Origin of the sequence: Pseudomonas oryzihabitans (assembly GCF_024652905.1) — a bacterium.
Lineage (GTDB): Bacteria > Pseudomonadota > Gammaproteobacteria > Pseudomonadales > Pseudomonadaceae > Chryseomonas > Chryseomonas benzopyrenica.
The window spans coordinates 2,533,383-2,555,871 of sequence record NZ_CP102428.1; the positions used below are offsets into that span (position 1 = coordinate 2,533,383).

21 protein-coding genes are annotated in these 22,489 nt (G+C 67.1%); 14 read left to right on the forward strand and 7 right to left on the reverse strand.

Annotated features, from left to right (window positions below; genetic code table 11):
* Window positions 1-159: 159 nt before the first annotated feature.
* The 3 genes from amn to NRG74_RS11780 form a co-directional block, all read right to left on the reverse strand.
* Window positions 160-1,632, reverse strand: coding sequence for an AMP nucleosidase (amn, locus tag NRG74_RS11770; RefSeq protein ID WP_017642486.1), 1,473 nt, complete (start codon window positions 1,630-1,632; stop codon window positions 160-162).
* 72 nt (window positions 1,633-1,704) lie between these two features.
* Window positions 1,705-3,450: an ABC transporter ATP-binding protein gene (locus tag NRG74_RS11775; protein WP_257703980.1), complete on the reverse strand. Its 1,746-nt coding sequence runs from the start codon at window positions 3,448-3,450 to the stop codon at window positions 1,705-1,707.
* Window positions 3,447-5,180, reverse strand: a complete 1,734-nt coding sequence (locus NRG74_RS11780; protein ID WP_160923656.1) for an ABC transporter ATP-binding protein — start codon at window positions 5,178-5,180, stop codon at window positions 3,447-3,449. The genes NRG74_RS11775 and NRG74_RS11780 overlap by 4 nt, the downstream gene beginning before the upstream one ends.
* A 179-nt stretch (window positions 5,181-5,359) precedes the next feature.
* Between NRG74_RS11780 and NRG74_RS11785 the strand changes: the two genes are divergently transcribed.
* The 4 genes from NRG74_RS11785 to NRG74_RS11800 all read left to right on the forward strand — a co-directional run bounded on the left by NRG74_RS11785 (window position 5,360) and on the right by NRG74_RS11800 (window position 8,848).
* Window positions 5,360-6,157, forward strand: coding sequence for a bifunctional hydroxymethylpyrimidine kinase/phosphomethylpyrimidine kinase (locus NRG74_RS11785; protein ID WP_257703983.1), 798 nt, complete (start codon window positions 5,360-5,362; stop codon window positions 6,155-6,157).
* Window positions 6,154-6,783, forward strand: coding sequence for a thiamine phosphate synthase (thiE, locus tag NRG74_RS11790; protein ID WP_257703984.1), 630 nt, complete (start codon window positions 6,154-6,156; stop codon window positions 6,781-6,783). Before NRG74_RS11785 ends, thiE begins: the two co-directional genes overlap by 4 nt.
* 20 nt (window positions 6,784-6,803) lie before the next feature.
* On the forward strand, window positions 6,804-8,090 hold the full coding sequence (gene hemL, locus NRG74_RS11795) for a glutamate-1-semialdehyde 2,1-aminomutase (protein WP_064308514.1): 1,287 nt from the start codon (window positions 6,804-6,806) through the stop codon (window positions 8,088-8,090).
* Between the two features lie 212 nt (window positions 8,091-8,302).
* Complete coding sequence (locus tag NRG74_RS11800; RefSeq protein WP_093250526.1) at window positions 8,303-8,848, forward strand: tetratricopeptide repeat protein; 546 nt, start codon at window positions 8,303-8,305, stop codon at window positions 8,846-8,848.
* Window positions 8,849-9,002: 154 nt separating this feature from the next.
* On the opposite strand, the gene NRG74_RS11805 is transcribed toward NRG74_RS11800, so the two are convergent.
* Window positions 9,003-9,338, reverse strand: coding sequence for a DUF1820 family protein (locus NRG74_RS11805; protein WP_007159644.1), 336 nt, complete (start codon window positions 9,336-9,338; stop codon window positions 9,003-9,005).
* A gap of 65 nt (window positions 9,339-9,403) precedes the next feature.
* Window positions 9,404-10,300 (reverse strand): LysR family transcriptional regulator, encoded by an 897-nt coding sequence (locus NRG74_RS11810; protein ID WP_257703988.1) that lies wholly within the window; start codon window positions 10,298-10,300, stop codon window positions 9,404-9,406.
* A 119-nt stretch (window positions 10,301-10,419) separates the two neighbouring features.
* Here NRG74_RS11810 and NRG74_RS11815 point away from each other — a divergent pair, with 119 nt between their 5' ends.
* The 6 genes from NRG74_RS11815 to lnt all read left to right on the forward strand — a co-directional run bounded on the left by NRG74_RS11815 (window position 10,420) and on the right by lnt (window position 16,509).
* Window positions 10,420-10,824, forward strand: a complete 405-nt coding sequence (locus NRG74_RS11815; protein ID WP_160923651.1) for a RidA family protein — start codon at window positions 10,420-10,422, stop codon at window positions 10,822-10,824.
* 86 nt (window positions 10,825-10,910) lie between these two features.
* Window positions 10,911-12,284 (forward strand): tRNA (N6-isopentenyl adenosine(37)-C2)-methylthiotransferase MiaB, encoded by a 1,374-nt coding sequence (miaB, locus tag NRG74_RS11820; protein WP_257706588.1) that lies wholly within the window; start codon window positions 10,911-10,913, stop codon window positions 12,282-12,284.
* A gap of 100 nt (window positions 12,285-12,384) precedes the next feature.
* A complete protein-coding gene (locus tag NRG74_RS11825) occupies window positions 12,385-13,401 on the forward strand; it encodes a PhoH family protein (protein ID WP_064308511.1) in 1,017 nt (338 codons plus the stop codon).
* Window positions 13,391-13,846: an rRNA maturation RNase YbeY gene (gene ybeY, locus NRG74_RS11830; RefSeq protein ID WP_017642497.1), complete on the forward strand. Its 456-nt coding sequence runs from the start codon at window positions 13,391-13,393 to the stop codon at window positions 13,844-13,846. The genes NRG74_RS11825 and ybeY overlap by 11 nt, the downstream gene beginning before the upstream one ends.
* Before the next feature lie 7 nt (window positions 13,847-13,853).
* On the forward strand, window positions 13,854-14,690 hold the full coding sequence (locus NRG74_RS11835; protein WP_017642498.1) for an HlyC/CorC family transporter: 837 nt from the start codon (window positions 13,854-13,856) through the stop codon (window positions 14,688-14,690).
* Window positions 14,691-14,961: 271 nt separating this feature from the next.
* Window positions 14,962-16,509 (forward strand): apolipoprotein N-acyltransferase, encoded by a 1,548-nt coding sequence (gene lnt, locus NRG74_RS11840; RefSeq protein ID WP_257703990.1) that lies wholly within the window; start codon window positions 14,962-14,964, stop codon window positions 16,507-16,509.
* Here the strand turns inward: lnt and NRG74_RS11845 are convergent.
* Both NRG74_RS11845 and NRG74_RS11850 read right to left on the reverse strand, forming a co-directional pair.
* A complete protein-coding gene (locus NRG74_RS11845; protein ID WP_184291655.1) occupies window positions 16,500-17,261 on the reverse strand; it encodes a YdcF family protein in 762 nt (253 codons plus the stop codon). The two genes, lnt and NRG74_RS11845, sit on opposite strands and share 10 nt — an antisense overlap.
* A gap of 41 nt (window positions 17,262-17,302) precedes the next feature.
* Entirely contained in the window at window positions 17,303-17,626 is a 324-nt protein-coding gene (locus tag NRG74_RS11850) for a hypothetical protein (protein WP_257703993.1), read from the reverse strand.
* Window positions 17,627-17,803: 177 nt separating this feature from the next.
* Between NRG74_RS11850 and leuS the strand changes: the two genes are divergently transcribed.
* The 4 genes from leuS to arfA all read left to right on the forward strand — a co-directional run bounded on the left by leuS (window position 17,804) and on the right by arfA (window position 22,444).
* A complete protein-coding gene (gene leuS / locus NRG74_RS11855; protein ID WP_257703995.1) occupies window positions 17,804-20,467 on the forward strand; it encodes a leucine--tRNA ligase in 2,664 nt (887 codons plus the stop codon).
* Between the two features lie 25 nt (window positions 20,468-20,492).
* A complete protein-coding gene (gene lptE, locus NRG74_RS11860; protein WP_017642503.1) occupies window positions 20,493-21,107 on the forward strand; it encodes an LPS-assembly lipoprotein LptE in 615 nt (204 codons plus the stop codon).
* A 48-nt stretch (window positions 21,108-21,155) separates the two neighbouring features.
* Window positions 21,156-22,193 (forward strand): DNA polymerase III subunit delta, encoded by a 1,038-nt coding sequence (holA, locus tag NRG74_RS11865; protein ID WP_257703998.1) that lies wholly within the window; start codon window positions 21,156-21,158, stop codon window positions 22,191-22,193.
* Between the two features lie 89 nt (window positions 22,194-22,282).
* Window positions 22,283-22,444, forward strand: a complete 162-nt coding sequence (gene arfA / locus NRG74_RS11870) for an alternative ribosome rescue factor ArfA (protein ID WP_007159657.1) — start codon at window positions 22,283-22,285, stop codon at window positions 22,442-22,444.
* Window positions 22,445-22,489 lie beyond the last annotated feature (45 nt).

The window sequence follows — 22,489 nt, forward strand, 5'->3', positions numbered from 1 at the left end:
ATCGCGATCAGCCCCCTGGCACCGTAGCGTGCCCTCACCCCAACCCTCTCCCAGGGGGAGAGGGAGTCATCCGAGTGCTGCTAGACCACCTTCGATTCAGGCGCCTCGCCGTAGGTTGGGTTGAGCGCAGCGAAGCCCAACACGCCCAACCCCAGCGCCTTACCGGAACGGCGGCTCGTCGAAGCTGCGCAGCTTGCGCGAGTGCAGGGAGTCGAGCTGGGTACGCAGCTGGTCGAGGGCGGCGATGCCGATGGCCAGGTGCTGGCTCACCGCGCGGGCATAGAAGGCGTTGGCCGAGCCGGGCAGCTTGATCTCGCTGTGCAAGGGCTTGTCGGACACGCACAGCAGGGTGCCGTAGGGCACCCGCAGGCGATAGCCCTGGGCGGCGATGGTGCCGCTCTCCATGTCCACCGCCACGGCGCGCGCCAGGTTGATCAGCGGGCGTTCCTGAGCCCAGCGCAACTCCCAGTTGCGGTCGTCGTAGGTCAGCACGGTACCGGTACGCAGGCGCCGCTTGAGCGCTTCCCCACGTTCGCCGGTGACGCTGGCGGCGGCTTCCTGCAGGGCCACCTGCACCTCGGCCAGCGCCGGGATGGGAATGTGCGGCGGCACCACGCGGTCGAGGATGCCGTCGCGTCTCATGTAGGCGTGGGCCAGCACGTAGTCGCCGATGGTCTGCGACTGCCGCAGGCCGCCACAGTGGCCGATCATCAGCCAGCAGTGCGGACGCAGCACCGCCAGGTGGTCGGTGATGTTCTTGGCGTTGGACGGGCCGACGCCGATGTTGACCAGGGTAACGCCATGGCCGTCGCTCGCTATCAGGTGGTAGGCCGGCATCTGGAAGCGGTGCCAGGCGATGGCGGCGATGACCGCCTGGGCCTCGGTGGGGTCCATGTCACGTTCGATGATGACGTTGCCCGGCAGCACCAGGCGCTCGAAGCGCGGATCGCTGCGCAGTTGCTCCAGGCCATGCTGGATGAACTGGTCGACGTAGCGATGGTAGTTGGTCAGCAGGATCCAGGGCTGCACGTGGCGCCAGTCGCTGCCGGTGTAGTGAACGATGCGTCTCAGCGAGAAGTCGGTACGGGCGGCATCGAACAAGGCCAGCGGCAGCGGATCGATGCGCTCCCAGTCGTAGTGGCCGTCGGCGATGTCGTCGTGGGCGGCGGAGAGATCGGTGCTGGGAAAGACCCGCGCCAGCTCGGCGGCGGTCACGCCGCTACCGGCCAGTTCGTCGCCCTGCTCTACCACATAGGGGTAGGGGATGTCCTGGCGACTGCGACCGACCTCGACCTGGACGTCATAGTCGCGCATCAGGGGTTCGAGCTGCTCCAGCAGATAGCCGCGAAAGGCCGCCGGATGGGTCACGGTGGCCACATAGGTGCCGGGCAGCTGGATCTTGGCGTAGGCGCGGGTGGTGGCCGGCGGCACGCCGGGCGCGCGATAGCGGATGCGGATCTCGGGATAGCGGAACAGCTGGCGCTCGGCGGCGCTGGGTTCGACGCGATCCTTGAGATAGCGCTTGAGCGCCGCATCCAGGGCCTGGGTGGCCTCCTGGTGCAGCGCCGCGAGCCGGTCGACCGCCTCGCTGGCGGTGGCGACGACGGTGAAATCCTCGGATACGGAGGTCATGCAGGTTTCCTTGTTGGGGCGCTGGCTATAGCTGACACCCTAACACCCCTGGGTGACAACGGCTGTGACGGCTCATAGGGGTTTGTCACCCTGGGCATGCTGCTCCCACAGCCGGCGATAGTGGCCGTCGGGCCGCTGCAGCAGCGATTCGTGACTACCCTCCTCCACCTTGCGGCCGTCGCGCAGCACCAGGATGCGATCGGCATGGCGGATGGTGGACAGCCGGTGCGCCACCACGATCAGGGTGACCTGGCCACGCAATTCGTCCAGCGCCCCCTGGAGCCGCGCCTCGGTGGCGCTGTCGATGCTGGCGGTGGCCTCGTCCAGCAGCAGCACCTTGGGTTCGCGCAAGAGCGCCCGGGCCAGCGCCAGCAGCTGCCGCTCGCCGGTGGACAGGGTGAAGCCACGCTCGCCCAGCAGGGTATCCAGGCCTTCCGGCAACCGTGCCACCAGGTCATCCAGGTGGGCGGCGGCCAGGGCCTCGCGCAGGCGCGCATCCGGCACCTGGCTACCCAGCAGCAGGTTGTCCCTGAGACTGCTGGAACGGATGAAGGGCTCCTGGGGCACGCTGGCCAAGGCGGCGCCCAGCACTTCCGGAGTCAGCGTGCCCAGTTCGCGACCGTCCAGGCAGAGGTGGCCGCCGGTGACCGGTTGCAGTCCGGCGAGCAGGTCGAGCAGGGTCGACTTGCCGCTGCCGGTGGGGCCGACGATACCGAGAAAGGTGCCCGGAGCGATGTCCAGGTCGATGCCGTGCAGAGTGTCGTGCCCGGCGCCGGCATGGCGGAAGCGCACGGCGTCGAGATGGAAGTGCGCGGTCGCGATGGGGCGGTCATCTTCGCCGCTCAGCGCCGGCTTCTCTTCCAGCAGGTGCAGCAGCCGGGTGCCGGCCACCGTGGCCTGCTGGAACAGGTTGAATCTCTGGGTGATGTCCATCAGCGGCTCGGTCACCCGGCCCAGGTAGGTGACGAAGGCATAGAGCACGCCGATCTCGGCGCCGCCCTGCAGATGCCCCATACCGTAGACCAGCAGCAGCACCGCCAGCACCGCCACGCTGACCAGATCCAGCGCCGAGCGCAGCAGCAGGCCGGAGACACGGATGGTGCGCATGCGCGCGCCGTACTGGGCCTGGTTGAGCCGCTGGAAATCCTGGCGGAAGCGCTCGGTCTGGTTGAAGGCCTGCAACAGACCCATGCCGCCGATGGCCTCGCCCAGCCGGGCGCTCTGCTCGGCGCGCAGCATCCGCACCTCCATGGCCGCCGCGCCGCTGTATCGCTGGTAGGCCCAGACGATCAGCACCGCGGCCGGGATCAGCAGCACGGCGATGGCCATCAGGCGTACGTCGAGCAGCGCCATGGCCACCAGGATGCCGATCAGCAGCACGATGTTGCCGACCATGTTGCCGAGGAAGGCCACATAGAGTTCGCGCAGGGCATCGGTGTCGTTGGTGACCCGCGCCACCAGTTCGCCGGTGGCGGTACGATCGTGGAAGCTCTGCGGCAGGCTCAGCACATGGCGGAACAGCCGGCGCCGCTGCAGGAGCACCACGTCCATGGCGATCTCGGCGAATCTCAGGGATTGCAGATAGCGGCCATAGGCGGCCAGGCCTTGGGAGACCACATAGGCGGCGACTAGGCCCACCAGCGGCCAGAGGCGCAGGTCGTGGGGCACCAGGTAGTTGTCCAGGTAGTGCTTGGTCAGCCAGGGCCCCAACACATCGAACAGGGTCGCCACGACCAGGATCGCCAGGGTGCCGGCCAGCTTGCGCGGATTGGCCAGCACCGGCTTGAGCAGCAGGGAAAGCACGCGGGTCTTGGTCATTGGCCGGCCTCCTCCGCCTGCTGCAGATTCCAGAGTCGGGCATAGAGACCACCGGCGGCGAGCAGCTCGCCATGGCGGCCCCGCTCCACCAGGCTGCCCTGGTCGAGCACGATGATCTCGTCGGCGTGCTGCACGGCCGAGAGGCGGTGGCTGACGATCAGGGTGGTACGCCCCTGCAGCCTGGCCAGCGTCTTGAGCAGGCGGGCTTCGGTGGCGGTATCCACCGCCGAGAGGGTGTCGTCCAGCAGCAGGATGGGCGCCGGAGAGAGCAGCGCCCGCGCCAGGGCCACCCGCTGGCGCTGGCCGCCGGAGAGGGTCAGGCCGCGCTCGCCCACCGGGGTATCCAGGCCTTGCGGCAGGGCCGCCAGGTCGGTGCCGAAGGCAGCAGCGTCGAGGGCTTCGCGGATCTCTCCGGCGGTGGCGTCGGGGCGACTGAGGGCGACGTTTTCGCCCAGGGTACGGGCGAACAGGAAGGGATCCTGGGGCACATAGGCGAACTGGGCGCGCAAGTCGCCCAGCCGGTAGTCCTCCAGCGGCACCCCACCCAGGCGAATGCAGCCCTGCTCCAGCGGAAACTGGCGCAGCAGCAGGCGCAGTAGGGTGCTCTTGCCGCTGCCGGTGGCACCGACGATGCCCAGTGTATCGCCCGCGGGCAGGTCGATGACCACGTCCTGCAAGGCCGGCTGGCGTGCCTGGGGATAGGTGAAGGCCGGGATATAGACCGACAGATCCGCCTGGTCCGGCGGCGTCTGGGTGCCTTCGTCACGGATGCGCTCGGTGACGGCGAACACCTCCTCCAGCCGACGGGCACCCGCTTCGCCGCGCTGCAGCAGGTTGAAGCACCAGCCGATGGCGAACATCGGCCAGATCAGCTGCACGAGATAGAGGCTGAAGCTGGTCAGCTGGCCCAGGGTGATGTGGCCGTCGAGATAGCGCCAGCTGCCCATGACCAGGGTCAGCAGGGTGGCGAGACTCAGGGCGACGAAGATGATCGGCTCGTAGCGCGCCTCGGTGCGCTGCACCTGGTAGTCGGCCTTGGCCACGCTACGGGCGCGGGCGTCGAAGTCATCCAGCTCGGCTTCGATCAGGGCATGCTGGCGCAGCATGCGCAGGCCGCTGAGGGCTTCCTGGGTACGGTCGTTGAGGGCGGAAAAGCCGGCCAGCGCCAGGCCGAAGCGCTGCTGCACCCGCCGCGCCACGCGATAGAAACCCCAGGCCATGAAGGGAAAGGGCAACAATGCCAGGGCGGCCAGGGGTGCGTCGATGCCGATGAACATGGCCAGCAGCACCAGCAGCAGGGTCAGCATGCCATCGAAACTGGCCAGCACCCCTTCGCCGGCGGCGGTCTCCACGGCGTCGATGTCCTGGGTGGCTCGGGCCAGCAGGTCACCGGTACGACTGGACTGGAAGAAGCCGGGATCCAGCCGCGCCAGCTTGGCGAAGAAGGCATCGCGCAGCTCCACGCCGACCTGGTAGGAGGTGCCGAACAGGCGCACCCGCCACTGATAGCGGAGCACATAGAGGCCACAGCCGACCGCCACGATCAGGGCGACGCGCCAGAGCAGGCCGGTCTGATCCAGCTCGCCGGCACGCAGGGCGTCGATGGCCTTGCCGATCCACCAGGGCAGGGTCAGGTTGAGCAGACCGACGCCCAGCAGGCAGAGGATGGCGGTCCCGTAGGCACGCCGTTGGCGCAGGAAGAAATCACGCAACAACCGCCACAACGCCATAGAACCGCCTTACCCGAGCAAAGGTGCAGTATATCGGCTACCCAACCGGCAGCGGAGTTCCTTCGTCCCGATCCGGGTCCCATGTCAACGGGTGGCGCGGGGCGCGAGGTCGTTGTAGGGTGCCACTCCCTGCGGCGCCCGGCCGCTGCGCCCCTTTTCCCTTTGCTAGGCTGACGTCCATGACCCTCGAACCCCAACGTCCCGTCGTCCTTTGCCTGTCCGGCCACGATCCGAGTGGCGGTGCCGGCCTGCAGGCCGACATCGAAGCCCTGCTCGCCCAGGGCTGCCATGCCGCCCCGGCGGTCACCGCGCTGACCGTGCAGGACACCGTCGACGTGCTGAACTTCCGGGTGCTGGATCGCGAGTGGGTGCTAGCCCAGGCCCGGGCGATCATCGCCGACCTGCCAGTGGCGGCGGTCAAGCTGGGCATGCTCGGTTCGGTGGAGATGGTCGAGACGGTGCTGGAGATCATGGAAGCGCTCCCTGGCGTACCCCTGGTCTGCGATCCGGTGCTGCGCGCCGGTGGTGGCGGCGCGCTGGGCAAGGACGAGGTCGGCTACGCCATTCGCGAACGCCTCTTGCCGCGCGCCACCATCGCCACCCCCAACCTGCCCGAGGCGCGCATCCTCGCCGAGTTGCCCGAGGGCACCCCGGAGCAGTGCGCCGAGCGCCTGCTGCCCTTCTGCGCCCACCTCCTGATCACCGGCGGCCATGGCGAAGAACACGAGGTGCACAACCGCCTCTATGACCGTGCCGGTGGCTGCGAGACCCATGTCTGCCAGCGCCTGCCCGGCAGCTACCACGGCTCCGGCTGCACCCTGGCCAGTACCCTGGCTGGGCGCCTGGCCCTGGGCGAAGCCCTGCCCAGCGCGGTACGCAGCGCCCTGGACTACACCTGGCGCACCCTGAGGGACGCCGAGCGCCCCGGTCGCGGCCAGTACGTGCCGCGGCGCCTGCCACTGGACTTCTGCTCATGAGCCCCCTACGCGGCCTCTACGCCATCACCGACAGCGCTCTGCTCGCCGAGGGTCGCCTGCTGCCCTATGTCGAAGCTGCCCTGCAGGGCGGTGCCCGCCTGGTGCAGTACCGCGACAAGTCAGGGGATGCCAACCGTCGTCATGACGAAGCCGCGGCTCTTGCCGACCTCTGCCGCCAGCATGGCGCCCTGTTGATCATCAATGACGACCTCGCCCTGGCCCGCCAGCTGGGCGTCGGCCTGCACCTGGGTCAGGAAGACGGTTCCCTGGCCGCGGCCCGCGCCGAACTGGGTGCGGAAGCCATCCTCGGCGGCACCTGCCACGCCAGTCTGGAGTTGGCCGAGGCCGCGGTCCAGGCCGGCGTCAGCTACCTGGCCTTCGGTCGCTTCTTCGCCTCCAGCACCAAGCCGGATGCCCCGCCAGCGCCCCTGGAATTGCTCGACCAAGCCCGCAGTCGTTTCGCTCTGCCGGTCTGCGCCATCGGCGGTGTCACCCTGGACAATGCCCCACATCTGCTCGCCCACGGCGTCGACCTGATCGCCGTCGTCCACAGCTTGTTTTCCGCCGCCAGCGCGGGCGAGGTGGAGCGCCGCGCGCGCGCCTTCGTCCGGCTATTCACGGCCTGATCCCCTTCAAGGAGACCCCTATGTCCCGCTCCGCGCAACTCTTCGACCAGGCCCAGCGCCACATCCCCGGTGGCGTCAACTCGCCGGTCCGCGCCTTCAAGAGCGTCGGCGGCACGCCGCTGTTCTTCAAGCACGCCCAGGGCGCCTATATCGTCGACGAGGATGACAAGCGCTATGTCGACTACGTCGGTTCCTGGGGACCGATGATCCTCGGCCACAGCCATCCCGACGTGCTCGACGCCGTGCGTCGTCAGCTGGAACACGGCCTCTCCTACGGCGCCCCGACCGCCCTGGAAACCACCATGGCCGATCTCATCTGCGAGATCGTGCCGTCCATGGAAATGGTGCGCATGGTCAGCTCGGGCACCGAGGCCACCATGAGCGCCATCCGCCTGGCGCGCGGCTACACCGGGCGCGACACCATCATCAAGTTCGAGGGCTGCTACCACGGCCACTCCGACAGCCTGCTGGTCAAGGCCGGTTCCGGCGCCCTGACCCTGGGCGTGCCCAGCTCTCCCGGCGTGCCGGCGGCCTTCGCCCAGCACACCCTGACCCTGGCCTACAATGACCTGGGCGAAGTGGAAGAAACCCTGGCCAAGGTGGGCGACCAGATCGCCTGCATCATCGTCGAGCCGGTGGCCGGCAACATGAACTGCGTACCGCCGGCGCCGGGTTTCCTGGAGGGGCTGCGCAGCCTCTGCGATCGCTACGGCGTGGTGCTGATCTTCGACGAGGTCATGACCGGCTTCCGCGTCGCCCTGGGTGGTGCCCAGGCGCACTACGGCATCCGCCCGGACCTCACCACCTTCGGCAAGATCGTCGGCGGCGGCATGCCGGTCGGCTGCTTTGGCGGCAAGCGCGAGATCATGGAGAAGATCGCCCCGCTCGGCCCGGTCTACCAGGCCGGCACCCTGTCGGGCAATCCGCTGGCCATGGCCGCCGGCCTTACCACCCTGCAACTGATCCGCCGTCCCGGCTTCCACGCCGAGCTGACCGACTACACCACGCGAATGCTGCAAGGCTTGCAGGACCGCGCCGATGCCGCCGGTGTGCCCTTCGTCACCACCCAGGCAGGCGGCATGTTCGGTCTCTACTTCAGCGGCGCCGAAGACATCGTTACCTTCAGCGATGTCATGGCCAGCGATAGCGAGAGGTTCAAGCGCTTCTTCCACCTGATGCTGGACGGTGGCGTCTACCTGGCGCCCAGCGCCTTCGAAGCCGGCTTCACCTCCATTGCCCACGGCGACGAGGAATTGCGCATCACCCTGGACGCCGCCGAGCGCGCCTTCGCCACCTTCAAGGACTAGGACCCGTCTGACAGGTGTCATTCGTCTCGCCTGTGGAACCTCTCTGCCCCGCCGGCCTCACACACTAGTTGAGTGGCCGGCGTCACGGGTAAAAAAGTTCCGCCGTTGCGCGTAAAGGTTTTGAAAGCGTGCGTCGGCTTGACCCATAATGAGATGTCGGCGCGTTTCGCCGACCGGGTTCTCCGAACCTGCCTCGCTCGTGGAGGCGCTTCATGCACCGCGCTGGTCGTACCCTGTGCGCAGCCCTGATCCTGATGCCCCTGGCCGCCCTGGCCGGAGGCAATTCGCTGCTCGTCCCCAGCACCAGCCGTTGCAACCTGAATCTGGCCAACGAAGCCCTGGCGCAGGCGATCGCCCGCTGCCAGCAGATCGCCCACGAAGGCGATTCCCAGGCGCAGTACGAACTCGGTGACTTCTACTACGAAGGCAAGCAGACGCCCAAGGACCTGAACCAGGCGCGTCAGTGGTTCGAGCAGGCCTCGCTCAAGGGTAATGCCGATGCGCAGAATCGCCTCGGCAACATGTTCTTTCGTGGCGAGGGCGTACCGCCCAACAACATCCAGGCCTATATCGTGCTGAAGATGGCCGCCATCAATGGCAACGACGAAGCCATGGACACCGCCGACCTGGTCAGCGCCCAGATGCGCCGTGACGAACTGGAGATGGCTACCCAGGTGCTGGGGCAGATCTTCCGCGACTATCTGCAAGACATGCAGACCGCAGGCAATCTCAATCCCTTCCAGCCGCCGCAGAACTGACGGCGAGCCCGGCAGAGCCTGTTCAAAGTCTCGCGAGCTAGAGACAAACAAGGCGAAAATGGCTTAGGAAGCGGAGTTTACAAGTCGTAAATGAGCATTCCGAAGCCATTTTCAACGCCGTTTGGCCGACGCGCAGCAGACTTTGGCCAGGTTCTCAGGGCTTGTCGGGCATTGGCATCGGAAACGGCATGACATTGGTGCCACCCTTGGCTTCGCTGATCTTGGGCTGCCCCAGGCGCTCCACCTCGTCGATGCGGATGATCGAGTGCATGGGCACGAAGCTGCGCACTACGCCTTCGAATTGCGCCTTGAGCTTTTCCTCGCTCGGATCCACCACTACCTGGGTGCGCTCGCCGAACACCAGTTCCTCGATTTCCAGGAAGCCCCAGAGATCGCTCTGGAAGATCTGCTTGGCATAGATCTCGAAGACCTGACCCTGGTTGACGAAGATGACCTTGTAGATGGCCGGCTTGCTGGGGGATGAGCTCATGGTGGACGCGGGTTTCGCCGAGGAAAAAGGGGGTAGCGAGCATAGCACGCCGGCCCCGGCAGCCGTCAGCGTTCGCCAGGGGTTTCCAACCAGGCCCGCTCGGCCACCACGGCTGTCACCCAGTCGATGAAGACCCGCAACTTGGCGCTGACATGACGATTGGGTGCGAAGGCCAGATACAGCGGCAGGGGTGCCACCTGCCAGTCCGCGAACAGCCTGACCAGTTCGCCACGATCGACCGCTTCCGCTGCCAGGTAGTGCGGCAGGCAGACCACCCCCAGTCCGGCCTGCCCCGCCGCCAGACAGGCATTGCCGTCGTCCACCTCCAGACTGTGGCGGCCCTGCAGCTCCAGGCGCTCGGCGCCGCGCTGCAGGGCATAGGGAAAGCCCTTGCCCCTACCCCAGAGAAACCGCACCACCCGGTGCGGCGTCTCGGCCAGCTCGGCGGGATGAACCGGCACACCCTGGGCGGCGAGATAGGCCGGTGCGGCATAGCAGCCCAGTTGCAGCGCCCCTAGCGGCCGGGCCACCAGGTACTGCTCGCGGATGCGCCCGCCGCGGATCACGCAATCGACGTTGTCACCGATCAGATCCACCTGGCGATCGCTGACGCCCAGCTCGAGCTGGATATCCGGATAGCGCTCGAAGAAGTCCGGCAGAGCCGGGATCAGGATCAACCGCGCCAGCGGGCTGGGCACGTCCACTCGCAGGCGGCCACGGGGCGTGCGGGTGGCGACCGAAAGCCCCGTTTCGGCATCGTCCACCGCTGCCAGCACGCCCAGGCAGCGGTCGTAATAGGCCGCGCCGTCGGCGGTGACCTGCACCTGCCGGGTGGTGCGATTGAGCAGGCGCACCTGCTGGGTGACGCGGGTGCGGCTGCTGCCGAGGGTCTCGGCCGCGCGGGTGAAGCTGCCGGCTTCCACCACCCGCACGAAGGTCTGCATCGCGGCGAACAGATCCATGCCGATTCCTGAACAGGGGATTGTTTGGATTGTACAAACAATGCTGACCGCCTGGCCGGGTTTATCCCCTGGCGAGCGGCGCCTAAGGTGGCTCCAGCGATCCCTACCGGAGCCCCAGCATGACCCGCGACGTCGTCTTTCCCGCCCAGCGCCACGCTCTCTACGAACAGCACCGCTATTCGCCAGCCATCCGTTCCAACGGCTTTCTCTTCGTCTCGGGCCAGGTCGGCAGCCGCGCCGATGGCTCACCCGAGCCGGAGCTGGAGGATCAGGTCCGCCTGGCCTTCGCCAATCTCGACGCCGTCCTCGCCGCGGCCGGCGCCACCTTTGCCGACGTGGTGGACGTCACCCTGTTCATGGTCGATGCCGAAGCCAGCTTCGAGCGGATCTGGCCGGTGCTGCTGGAGCACTGGGGCACGGCGCCCTACCCCACGGTGACCGCGGTCGGCGCCACTTGGCTGGCCGGCTTTCGCTTCGAGATCAAGGTCATCGCCCGGCTGCCGGAGGACGCTGCCCAGGCCTAGACCGACCGCCTTCCGGGCGGCTCTTCCCCGTGCGGAAGGCCATCATTATAATGCGCGGTCCACTCGCCACCGACTCCCTGCCGCGCATGTCCAAGAAGCTCTATATCGAAACCCATGGCTGCCAGATGAACGAATACGATTCGTCGCGCATGGTCGACCTGCTCGGCGAACGGGAGCCGCTGGAAGTCACCCAGAATCCGGCCGAGGCCGATGTCATCCTGCTCAACACCTGCTCGATCCGCGAGAAGGCGCAGGAGAAGGTGTTCTCCCAGCTCGGTCGCTGGCGCGAACTCAAGCTGGAGAATCCCGATCTGGTGATCGGTGTCGGTGGCTGCGTGGCCAGTCAGGAAGGCGCTGCCATTCGCGACCGCGCGCCCTATGTCGACGTGGTCTTCGGACCCCAGACCCTGCACCGCCTGCCGGAGATGATCGACGCCGCGCGCACCACCCGGGCGCCCCAGGTGGACATCTCCTTCCCCGAGATCGAGAAGTTCGACCGCCTGCCCGAGCCGCGCATCGACGGCCCCAGCGCCTTCGTCTCCATCATGGAAGGCTGCAGCAAGTACTGCACCTTCTGCGTGGTGCCCTATACCCGTGGTGAAGAGGTCAGCCGGCCGCTGGACGACGTCCTCGCCGAGATCATCCACCTCGCCGAGCACGGGGTACGAGAAGTGACCCTGCTGGGCCAGAACGTCAACGGCTATCGCGGCGCCACCGGCGACGGCCGCATCGCCGACTTCGCCGAACTGCTCTATGTGGTGGCGGCGGTCGACGGCATCGACCGCATCCGCTACACCACCTCGCACCCGCTGGAGTTCTCCGACGCCCTGATCCAGGCCCACGCCGAGATCCCGGAACTGGTGAAATTCGTCCACCTGCCGGTGCAGGCCGGTTCGGATCGCATCCTGGCCGCCATGAAGCGCAACCACACGGCGCTGGAATACAAGTCGCGCATCCGCAAGCTCAAGGCGGCGGTGCCCGACATCTGCATCAGCTCGGACTTCATCGTCGGCTTCCCCGGCGAGACCGAGAAGGACTTTGAACAGACCATGAAGCTGATCGAGGACGTCGGTTTCGACTTCTCCTTCTCCTTCATCTACAGCGCCCGTCCCGGCACCCCGGCGGCGGACCTGGTCGACGACACCCCGGACGAGGTCAAGAAGCAACGCCTGCAGATCCTGCAGACGCGCATCCACCAGCAGGGCTTCGAGATCAGCCGGCGCATGGCCGGCAGCGTCCAGACCATCCTGGTCAGCGATTTCTCCAAGCGCGATCCCGGCATGCTGCAGGGCCGCACCGAAAACAACCGCATCGTCAACTTCCGTTGCAGCGAAGCCAGCCTGATCGGCCAGTTCGTCCAGGTGCACATCGACGAAGCCCTGCCGCACTCCCTGCGCGGCACCCTACTGGCCCCCGTCGCCAGCGGTGCGCGCCCGCCCGTCGCCGTCGCGCTGGCCTGATGGATGGTCGCACGCGCCCTTTGCCAAGGGCGCGACCCAGGTTACTCTCACGCTACGTCAAGTTTTCGTAAAGCCAATCCAAAGGGTTTCCCAGCACACCTTGAATACCCCCCAGACGCTCCAGCACTTCACCCTCGAACCCTTCGATGCCGACCGTTTCGCCAACCTGTGCGGCCAGCTCGATGAAAATCTGCGCCAGATCGAACGCCGTCTCGGCATCGAGATCCGCAATCGCGGCAACCAGTTCGAACTGGTCGGCGAGCCCGAGCGCACCCGCGCAGCGCAGAATCTCCTGCAGCGCCTCTATCGCGAAACCGCCAGCGGCACCGCGGTGGCTCCGGAACTGGTGCACCTCTATCTGCAGGAATCCGGTCTGGAAGCCCTGCAGGAAGAGCACCGCAGCGGTGGCGACACCAGCGTCGCCCTGCGCACCAAGAAAGGCATGATCCGCCCGCGCGGCGCCAACCAGCAGCGCTACGTCAAGTCGATCCTCGATCACGACATCAACTTCGGCATAGGTCCGGCCGGTACCGGCAAGACCTACCTGGCCGTGGCCTGCGCCGTGGACGCCCTGGAGCGAGAGCAGATACGCCGCATCCTGCTGGTGCGTCCGGCGGTGGAAGCCGGCGAGAAGCTGGGCTTCCTGCCCGGCGACCTGGCACAGAAGATCGACCCCTATCTGCGACCGCTGTACGACGCCCTCTACGAGATGCTCGGCTTCGAGCAGGTGGCCAAGCTCATCGAGCGCCAGGTCATCGAGGTCGCGCCGCTGGCCTACATGCGTGGCCGCACCCTCAACAATAGCTTCATCATTCTCGACGAGAGTCAGAACACCACCCTCGAGCAGATGAAGATGTTCCTGACCCGCATCGGTTTCGGCTCCACCGCGGTGATCACCGGTGACGTCACCCAGGTCGACCTGCCGCGCGGCACCAAGTCGGGCCTCAAGCACGTCATCGAGGTCCTGCGCGACGTGCCCGGCATTGGTTTCACCCACTTCGAGTCCAAGGACGTGGTGCGCCATCCGCTGGTGCAGCGCATCGTCGAGGCCTACGACCGCTTCGAGGCGCTGCAGGACCAGCCGCGCGCGTCTGGAGAGGATCGCCATGGCGATTGAACTGGACGTCCAGGTCGCCAGCGAGGCGGCCGACCTCCCCGAGGAGCCGGACTTACGCCGCTGGTGTGAACTGGCCCTGCGCGCCCGCCAGGGCGACTCGGAACTCACCATCCGCCTGGTGGACGAAGACGAAGGCCGCGAGCTGAATCGCACCTGGCGACACAAGGACTACGCCACCAACGTGCTGTCCTTTCCGGCCGACGTGCCGGACGAATTCCTCGATATCCCCCTGCTCGGCGACCTGGTGATCTGCGCCCCCGTGGTGGCCCGCGAGGCCGCCGAGCAAGGCAAGCCCGCCAAGGCGCACTGGGCGCACCTGGTCATCCACGGCTGCCTGCACCTGCTCGGCTACGATCATCTGGAAGATGACGAAGCCGAGGAGATGGAAGACCTGGAACGCCAATTGCTCGCTGAACTGGGCTACCCCGATCCCTACGGTGAATGACACACACATGAACGAAGATCGATCAGGCACTGGGCATCGTTCCTGGCTGGAACGCATCGTCCAGGCCTTTGCCCATGAACCCAAGAGCCGCCAGGAACTGCTGGAACTGCTGCGCGAAGCGCACGAGAACAAGGTGCTCGACAGCGAGGTGCTGTCCATCGTCGAAGGCGCCATCTCGGTGGCCGACCTGCAGGTGCGCGACATCATGGTGCCGCGCTCGCAGATCATCAGCATTCGCGCCCAGCAGACGCCCGCCGAATTCCTGCCGGCGGTGATCGAGGCGGCCCACTCGCGCTATCCGGTGATCGGCGATGGCCCCGACGACGTGCTCGGCCTGCTGCTGGCCAAGGACCTGCTGCCGCTGCTGCTGGACCCTGCACGGGTCTTCGACTTCAAGACGGCGCTGCGCCCGGCCACCTTCGTACCCGAGTCCAAGCGGCTCAACGTACTCCTGCGCGAATTCCGTTCCACCCACAGCCACATGGCCATCGTGGTGGACGAATACGGCGGCGTCGCCGGCCTGGTGACCATCGAGGACGTGCTAGAGCAGATCGTCGGCGAGATCGAGGACGAGCACGACGTGGAGGAAGAGAGCTTCATCAAGTCGCTGCCCAATGGCGACTTCGTGGTCAAGGCGCTCACCCCCATCGAGACGCTCAACGAGATTCTGGAAACCCGCTTCGCCGACACCGAGGCCGACACGGCCGGCGGCCTGGTGATGAATCGCCTGGGCCACCTGCCCAAGCGCAACGAGGAAACGGTGATCGATGACTTCCGCTTCCGCGTGCTCAACGCCGACGGCCGCCGCATCCACCTGCTGCGCGTGACCCCGGTCAACCGCTAGCACGGCCCAGGCAATGCCCATCGCACGCCCTCCTACGGACCGCCGTAGGTTGGGTTGAGCGCAGCGAAGCCCAACAGGCCTTGCCTCGACTGCACGACTGTTGGGCTTCGACGATAGAGTCGTCCTAGCCCAACCGACGGATCGCCATGGCCGCGATAGCCTTCCATCCCCTCCCCAACTGCGACCTGGCTCGCTCTCCCTCAAGCGCCTTTGGCACTGACTCGCGCTGGCGAGTAAGCTTGCGCAGCCTCGATCGGACCAAGGATTTTCGATGCGCTGGATCTCTCAACCCGGCTGGAAGGGCAACCTTCTGGCGCTCTTCGCCGGTGCCCTCACGCCCCTGGCGCTGGCCCCCTTCAATATCTGGCCGCTGGCGCTGCTGTCCGCCGGTCTCTTCTACCTGGGCCTCAAGGGGCTCGGTGCCTGGCGCGCCCTGCTGCGCGGCTGGTGCTACGGCTTCGGCGCCTTTCTCGCCGGCACCAGCTGGATCTACGTCAGCATCCACACCTACGGGGCCGCGCCGGTGCCCCTGGCGCTCTTTCTCACCGTGGGTTTCTGTGCCGGCATCGCGCTGTTCTTCGCCCTGCCCGCCGGCCTGTGGGCGCTGTGCCTGAGACGCAACCAGGCACCCCTGGGCGACGCCCTCACCTTCGCCGGCCTGTGGTTCGCCCTGGAGCTGTTTCGCAGCTGGGCGCTGACCGGCTTTCCCTGGCTGCTGCTGGGCTACAGCCAGCTCAGCGGTCCCCTGCAGGGTCTGGCGCCCCTGGGCGGCGTCTGGCTGATCTCGGCCGTGCTGGCCTTTACCGCGGCGCTGCTGGTCAACGCCCCGCGGCTGATCCTGCGACCGGTGGCCTTGATCGCGGCCCTGGTGCTGGTGGCCCTGCCCTGGGTGGCCGGCGATGTCTTCCAGGGCCAGGTATGGACGCAACCGGCCGGCGCGCCGCTCAAAGTCGCCGGGGTCCAGGGCAACATCGCCCAGGAACTCAAGTGGAATCCCGACCACGCCCGCGCCACCCTGGCGCTCTATCGCGACCGTACCGCCGAGCAGACCGACGCCGACCTGGTGGTCTGGCCGGAAAACGCCATTCCCGTGCTGCGCGAATACGTCAGTGACTTCCTCGCCGCCGAAGGCGCCCAGGTGGCGGCCCATGGCGGCGCCCTGGTGACCGGCCTGCCCGCCCGGGAACGCGACGCCGACGGCGATTCGCGCTACTTCAACAGCATCACCGCGGTCGGCAACGGCTCGGGTACCTACTACAAGCAGAAGCTGGTGCCCTTCGGCGAATACGTGCCGCTGCAGGAATACCTGCGCGGCCTGATAGGCTTCTTCGACCTGCCCATGTCCGACTTCGTCCGCGGCCCCGAGCAGCAGGAGCCACTACTGGTGAAGGGCTATCGCGTGGCGCCCTACATCTGCTACGAGGTGGTCTATCCGGAATTCGTCGCCAGCATGGCGGCCCAGAGTCAGTTGCTGCTCACCATCAGCAACGACACCTGGTTCGGCAAGTCCATCGGTCCGCAGCAGCACCTGCAGATGGCGCAGATGCGCGCCCTGGAAAGCGGTCGCTGGCTGGTGCGGGTCACCAACGACGGTATCACCGCCCTGGTCGACCCCTTCGGTCGCATCAGCCGGCAGATCCCGGCCTTCGAGGTCGGCGTGCTGCAGGGCACCGTGGTGCCCATGGATGGCCTGACCCCCTATCTGCACTACCGCCTCTGGCCGCTGGGGATCTTTTCCGCCCTGGTGCTGCTCTGGGGCCTGCTGCTGCGTCGGCAGGATCGTCCCGAAGAGGCACCGCTGGTGGTGACTCAGCGATAGGCGAGCGGATAGAGCAGCAGCCCGGCGGCCTCGTTGAGCAACTGGGCGGTCTGCTCGACCGCCTTGGCTTCCGGCAGCCAGCCACCGAAGGGCCGTGCGTTGGGAATACCGATGAAGCCCATGGGCGCGGCCACCACCTGGAAGCCCTGGCGCTCGAAGCACCAGCGCGAACGGGCCATGTGATAGGCCTGGGTCACCAGTACCACCCGCTTCACCCCGGCCTCACGCAGCAGCGGCGCACTGAGGGTGGCGTTCTCCCAGGTGGTGCGGCTGGCACCTTCCTGCCAGCGCACCGGCACCCCCAGGTCACGCTCCATCACCTCGGTCATCAGTGCCGCCTCGCTCAGCGGGCGGTCATTGGGCGAGCCTCCGGTGATCAGCACCGGCAGGCCGCTGGCCTTGGCCAGCCGCGCCGCATAGCGCAATCGCTCCACCGCCAGGTGACTGGCGGCATCGCCGGCCCAGCCCGGATCGTCCACCTCGCGCCCGGCGCCCAGCACCACGATGGCATCGGCCTGCTGCGCAAGCGTCGCCCAGCGCGCTTCGGGCAGGGCGGCGTCGCGCTCCAGCAGGCGACCGCCGGTTTCCACCACCACCGGCAGGGTACTGGCCCAGAGCCCCAGCAGACCGCCCAGGAAGCAGGCCAGGCCCAAACGGGGATAGCGACGACGCAACCACCACCCCAGCAACAGGAGCAACAGCAGGCCGCCCGGTGGCAGCAGCAGTTGCTTGAAAAAATAACGCAGGCCCATGGTCCCTCCGGTCGGTGGCGACCTCCAGGTCGCGGCGACACTCAGTGTAGGGGAGCGCGGACCCGGGCAGAAGGACTCTCGACCAGGACCTGCCGCCCCTGGCAATGACTGCAAAAGGATCCCGCCGGCTGTACCCGCCCGCAGCCCAGGCAGCAGGCCATGGCCGCCTCCGTCGCCTGGTGACGTTCCAGCCAGCGCCTGATCAGAGCGTACTCGGCCGGACTCAGGCCCTGCACCTCGACCTCCCCATCGGTGCTGTCATAGAGACGCTCCTGGGTAGCCGCCTCATCCAGCGCCAGCGCCAGGCGCCGTTGCAGGCGCACGTCGACGGGCAGCTTGTCGGACTCGCGTCGAAACTTTCCCATGATGGCGATCATCCTCCCGGGTAATTGAACGGACGTTTGATCAGCCTAGTACGGCCCTTCCAACCCTGCCTCCCCCGGAGTGCGAAACAAGCGACAGCCCGGGACATTTCCCCGCGCTCGGGGGGTCATGTATGCTTGGCGGCTCGATCAAACGCCTCTGCAGCCCTCGACACGCCCATGCACGAACACTATCAGCCCCGCGAAATAGAAGCCGCCGCCCAGTCCTTCTGGGACCAGAATCTGTCCTTCAAGGCCACCATGCGTCCGGGCCAGGAGAAGTTCTACTGCCTGTCGATGTTCCCCTACCCCAGCGGCAAGCTGCACATGGGGCACGTGCGCAACTACACCATCGGCGACGTCATCGCCCGCTACCAGCGGATGCTGGGCAAGAACGTCCTGCAGCCCATGGGCTGGGACGCCTTCGGCATGCCCGCCGAAAACGCTGCCATGAAGAACGGCGTGGCCCCGGCCAAGTGGACCTACGAGAACATCGCCTACATGAAGTCCCAGCTGCAGAGCCTGGGTCTGGCGATCGACTGGTCCCGTGAGGTCACCACCTGCAAGCCCGACTACTATCGCTGGGAGCAGTGGCTGTTCACCCAGCTGTTCGAGAAGGGCATCATCTACCGCAAGAACGGCACGGTGAACTGGGACCCGGTGGACCAGACCGTACTGGCCAACGAGCAGGTCATCGACGGCCGCGGCTGGCGCAGCGGTGCGCTGATCGAGAAGCGCGAGATCCCCATGTACTACTTCCGCATCACCGACTATGCGGAAGAGCTGCTGACCTCCCTCGACGGCCTGCCCGGCTGGCCCGAGCAGGTCAAGACCATGCAGCGCAACTGGATCGGCAAGTCCCGCGGCATGGAGGTGCAGTTCCCCTATGACCAGGAGAGCATCGGCGCCGAAGGCACCCTGAAGGTCTTCACCACCCGTCCCGACACCCTGCTCGGCGCCACCTATGTCGCCGTGGCCGCCGAACACCCGCTGGCCACCCAGGCCGCCCAGGGCAATGCCCAGCTGCAGGACTTCATCGACGAGTGCAAGCGCGGCGGCGTCGCCGAAGCCGACATCGCCACCCAGGAGAAGAAGGGCCTGGACACCGGCCTGTTCGTCCGCCATCCGCTGACCGACGCCCGCCTGCCGGTGTGGGTCGCCAACTATGTGCTGATGCACTATGGCGACGGCGCGGTCATGGCCGTGCCCGGTCACGACGAGCGTGACTTCGAATTCGCCAACAAGTACCAGTTGCCCATCGTCCAGGTGGTGGATACCGCCGAGGCCACCCGCGTGCTGGCCAATCCGGACGACTACAGCCCCGCGGAATACGAGCGCTACCAGTTCGACCCGGTGCAGTGGAAGGACTGGTACGGCAGCAAGGAAGGCTTCCTGATCAATTCCGGCGCCTACGACAACCTGAGCTACGACGCCGCCTTCGACGCCATCGGCGCCGATCTGCAGGCCAAGGGCCTGGGTCAGCCGCGCACCCAGTTCCGCCTGCGCGACTGGGGCATCAGCCGCCAGCGCTACTGGGGCTGCCCGATCCCGATCATCCACGGCGAAGATGGCATCGACATCCCGGTGCCGGCCGACCTGCTGCCGGTGGTGCTGCCCGAAGACGTGGTGCCGGACGGCGCCGGCTCGCCCCTGGCGCGCATGCCCGAGTTCTATGAGACCGCCGATCCGCGCAACGGCCAGCCGGCCCGGCGTGAAACCGACACCATGGATACCTTCGTCGAAAGCTCCTGGTATTTCGCCCGCTATGCCTCGCCGAACTTCACCGGCGGCATGCTGGACAAGGAAGAAGCCAACTACTGGCTGCCCGTCGACCAGTACATCGGCGGCATCGAGCACGCCATCCTGCACCTGCTTTATTCGCGCTTCTTCCACAAGCTGATGCGCGACCAGGGCCTGATCGATTCCGACGAGCCCTTCGAGAATCTGCTGACCCAGGGCATGGTGGTGGCCGAGACCTACTACCGCACCCTGCCCAACGGCAGCAAGGACTGGTTCAACCCGGCCGATGTCGAGGTGGAGCGCGATGCCAAGGCCAAGGTGATCGGCGCGCGCCTGAAGAGCGACGGCCAGCCGGTGGAAATCGGCGGCGTCGAGAAGATGTCCAAGTCGAAGAACAACGGCGTCGATCCCCAGGCGATGATCGACCAGTACGGTGCCGATACCTGCCGGCTGTTCATGATGTTCGCCTCGCCGCCGGACATGAGTCTGGAATGGTCCGATTCCGGCGTCGAGGGCGCCAGCCGCTTCCTGCGCCGCGTCTGGCGTCTAGCCCAGGCCCACGTCACCCAGGGCCTGCCGAGCGCCGACGCCCTTGGCGAGCTGTCGCCGGCCCAGAAGGAGGTGCGCCGCGCCATCCACCTGGCCATCCGCCAGGCCAGCCAGGATATCGGTCAGCATCACAAGTTCAACACCGCCATCGCCGCGGTCATGACCCTGATGAATGTGCTGGAAAAGGCTGCCCAGGACAGCGACACCGATCGCCGTCTGCTGCAGGAAGGCCTGGAGGCCGTCACCCTGCTGCTGGCCCCCATCACCCCGCACATCGCCCACGGTCTCTGGCAGCAGCTGGGCCACAGCGATGCGGTCATCGACGCCCGCTGGCCGCAGGTGGACGAAAGCGCCCTGGTGCAGGACAGTCTGCAGATCGTCATCCAGGTGAACGGCAAGCTGCGCGGCCAGATCGAAGTACCGGCCGATGCCAGCCGCGAGGCCATCGAGGCCGCCGCCCGCGCCAACGAGAACGTGGCACGCTTCACCGAGGGCCTGACCATCCGCAAGGTCGTCGTGGTCCCGGGTAAACTGGTCAACATCGTCGCCAACTAAGACACGCGAACGGAGCAGACAACAGATGAAGAAACGGATTCTCCCCGGCCTTGCGGTAGTCGGCCTGGCGACCCTGCTGACCGCCTGCGGCTTCCAGCTGCGTGGCACCGGCGAAACCCGCCTGACCGTGAACGAGCTGAACCTGACGGCGCGCGACGCCTATGGCCAGACCGTCAAGGACGTACGCGACATGCTCGAGGACGCCCATGTGCGGATCACCTCGGGCGCGCCCTACACCCTGGATCTGGGTGGCGAAGCCCAGAGCGAGCGCACCGCCAGCTACACCAGCGGCGCCCGCAGTGCCGAGGTCGAGCTGACCACCCGTCAGCCCTACACCATCATCGGCAAGAACCAGGCGGTGCTGGTCAGCGACTATCTGGAAACCCAGCGCTACTACGTGACCGACCAGAACAACATCGTCGGTTCCGAACAGCAGAAGGACCAGCTGCGTCGCGAAATGCGTCGCGAACTGGTGCAGCAGCTGGCCGCCCGCCTGCAGGCCCTGACGCCGGAGCGCCTGGACAAGCTGCAGCGCGACGCCGATGCCCGCGCCGCCGCCAAGGCCGAAGCCGACCGCCGCGCCCGCGAGTCCGCCCCGCCGCAGCAGTCGCCGATCGACATCCCCACCCCCGCGCGCTAAGCGCCGCAGCCGGAGCCGCAAGGCTCCGGTTTGCCCTTCCGGTTCAGCATGAAACTCAACGCCAATCAGCTGGGCAAGCAGCTCCAGGGCTCGCTGGCCGCCGTCTATGCCGTCAGTGGCGATGAGCCCCTGCTCTGCCAGGAAGCCAGCGATGCCATCCGCGGCGCGGCCCGTGCTCAGGGCTTCGACGAGCGCGAGGTCTTCGACGTCGATGCCGGCTTCGACTGGGGTCGTCTCTACGAGGCCGGCGCCAGCCTCTCGCTGTTCGCCCAGAAGCGCATCCTCGAATTGCGCCTGCCCACCGGCAAGCCTGGCGACAAGGGCTCCGCTGCCTTGCTCGACTACCTCGCCCGCCCGGCCGAGGACACCCTGTTGCTGATCAGCCTGCCGCGCCTCGACGCTGCCGCCCAGAAGACCAAGTGGGCCAAGGCCCTGCTGGAGCACCCGCAGGCGCAATTCGTGCAGATCTGGCCGGTGGAACTGGCGCAGTTGCCGCAGTGGATCAACCAGCGCCTGTCGCGCCTGGGGTTGGCCGCCACGCCCGAAGCGGTCGAACTGATCGCCGAACGGGTGGAAGGCAACCTGCTGGCCGCCGCCCAGGAGATCGAAAAGCTCCGCCTGCTCATCGAAGGCTCACAGGTGGGCGCCGAGACCGTACGTGCCTCGGTGGCTGACAGTGCCCGCTACGACGTCTTCGGCCTGCTGGATGCCGCCCTGGCCGGCGATGCGGAGCACGCCCTGCGCATCCTCGAAGGCCTGCGTGGCGAAGGCGTGGAGGCGGCCGTGGTGCTCTGGGCCCTGGCCCGGGAATTGCGACTGCTGGCCAACCTGGCCCATCTTCAAGAAAGCGGTACGCCCCTGGATCGCGCCTTCACCCAGGTCAAGCCGCCGGTGTGGGACAAGCGACGCCCCCTGGTCAGTCGGGCCCTGCAGCGCCAGGGCGCCCGCCGCCTGGAAGCCCTGCTGCGCGAGGCCCAGGTCGCCGACGAACAGATCAAGGGCCAGGCGCCCGGCGAGGTCTGGCTGACGCTGGCCAGCCTCGCCCTGACGCTCGCCGGCAAGCGACTGGCCCTGCCCAGGTCCTAGCGCTGGCCGGCGCTTGTAATGGCCGGCCCTTGCAATAGACTGGCGTGCCCCCATCAAGGGGGAGTCCCCACCCCTCGGAGCACGCACTCATGGCCAAGAAATACAGCCGCGGCCCCAACAAGGCCAAGGTCCTCGTCAGCGATCCCCGTTATCGCGCCCGCCAGGAAAAGCCCGCCAAGGGCAAAGGCAGCTACCGCCGCGAAGCCTTCTCGTTGCAAGACGAGAAGGCTTCGGTCTTTCTGGCCGCCTGAAAGCCGCGCTCAGACGCCTGACAGACGTCAGGACCCGGGCCGTGC

Bases quoted from the DNA above. Each gene is read 5' to 3' on its own strand.
- NRG74_RS11850 (WP_257703993.1), bottom strand. From the start codon at position 17,626: ATGGGAAAGTTTCGACGCGAGTCCGACAAGCTGCCCGTCGACGTGCGC.
- amn (WP_017642486.1), bottom strand. From the start codon at position 1,632: ATGACCTCCGTATCCGAGGATTTCACCGTCGTCGCCACCGCCAGCGAG.
- NRG74_RS11775 (WP_257703980.1), bottom strand. From the start codon at position 3,450: ATGACCAAGACCCGCGTGCTTTCCCTGCTGCTCAAGCCGGTGCTGGCC.
- hemL (WP_064308514.1), top strand. From the start codon at position 6,804: ATGTCCCGCTCCGCGCAACTCTTCGACCAGGCCCAGCGCCACATCCCC.
- NRG74_RS11805 (WP_007159644.1), bottom strand. From the start codon at position 9,338: ATGAGCTCATCCCCCAGCAAGCCGGCCATCTACAAGGTCATCTTCGTC.
- NRG74_RS11800 (WP_093250526.1), top strand. From the start codon at position 8,303: ATGCACCGCGCTGGTCGTACCCTGTGCGCAGCCCTGATCCTGATGCCC.
- NRG74_RS11845 (WP_184291655.1), bottom strand. From the start codon at position 17,261: ATGGGCCTGCGTTATTTTTTCAAGCAACTGCTGCTGCCACCGGGCGGC.
- NRG74_RS11810 (WP_257703988.1), bottom strand. From the start codon at position 10,300: ATGGATCTGTTCGCCGCGATGCAGACCTTCGTGCGGGTGGTGGAAGCC.
- holA (WP_257703998.1), top strand. From the start codon at position 21,156: ATGAAACTCAACGCCAATCAGCTGGGCAAGCAGCTCCAGGGCTCGCTG.
- ybeY (WP_017642497.1), top strand. From the start codon at position 13,391: ATGGCGATTGAACTGGACGTCCAGGTCGCCAGCGAGGCGGCCGACCTC.
- arfA (WP_007159657.1), top strand. From the start codon at position 22,283: ATGGCCAAGAAATACAGCCGCGGCCCCAACAAGGCCAAGGTCCTCGTC.
- lnt (WP_257703990.1), top strand. From the start codon at position 14,962: ATGCGCTGGATCTCTCAACCCGGCTGGAAGGGCAACCTTCTGGCGCTC.
- NRG74_RS11785 (WP_257703983.1), top strand. From the start codon at position 5,360: ATGACCCTCGAACCCCAACGTCCCGTCGTCCTTTGCCTGTCCGGCCAC.
- NRG74_RS11815 (WP_160923651.1), top strand. From the start codon at position 10,420: ATGACCCGCGACGTCGTCTTTCCCGCCCAGCGCCACGCTCTCTACGAA.
- thiE (WP_257703984.1), top strand. From the start codon at position 6,154: ATGAGCCCCCTACGCGGCCTCTACGCCATCACCGACAGCGCTCTGCTC.
- NRG74_RS11780 (WP_160923656.1), bottom strand. From the start codon at position 5,180: ATGGCGTTGTGGCGGTTGTTGCGTGATTTCTTCCTGCGCCAACGGCGT.
- miaB (WP_257706588.1), top strand. From the start codon at position 10,911: ATGTCCAAGAAGCTCTATATCGAAACCCATGGCTGCCAGATGAACGAA.
- NRG74_RS11835 (WP_017642498.1), top strand. From the start codon at position 13,854: ATGAACGAAGATCGATCAGGCACTGGGCATCGTTCCTGGCTGGAACGC.
- lptE (WP_017642503.1), top strand. From the start codon at position 20,493: ATGAAGAAACGGATTCTCCCCGGCCTTGCGGTAGTCGGCCTGGCGACC.
- leuS (WP_257703995.1), top strand. From the start codon at position 17,804: ATGCACGAACACTATCAGCCCCGCGAAATAGAAGCCGCCGCCCAGTCC.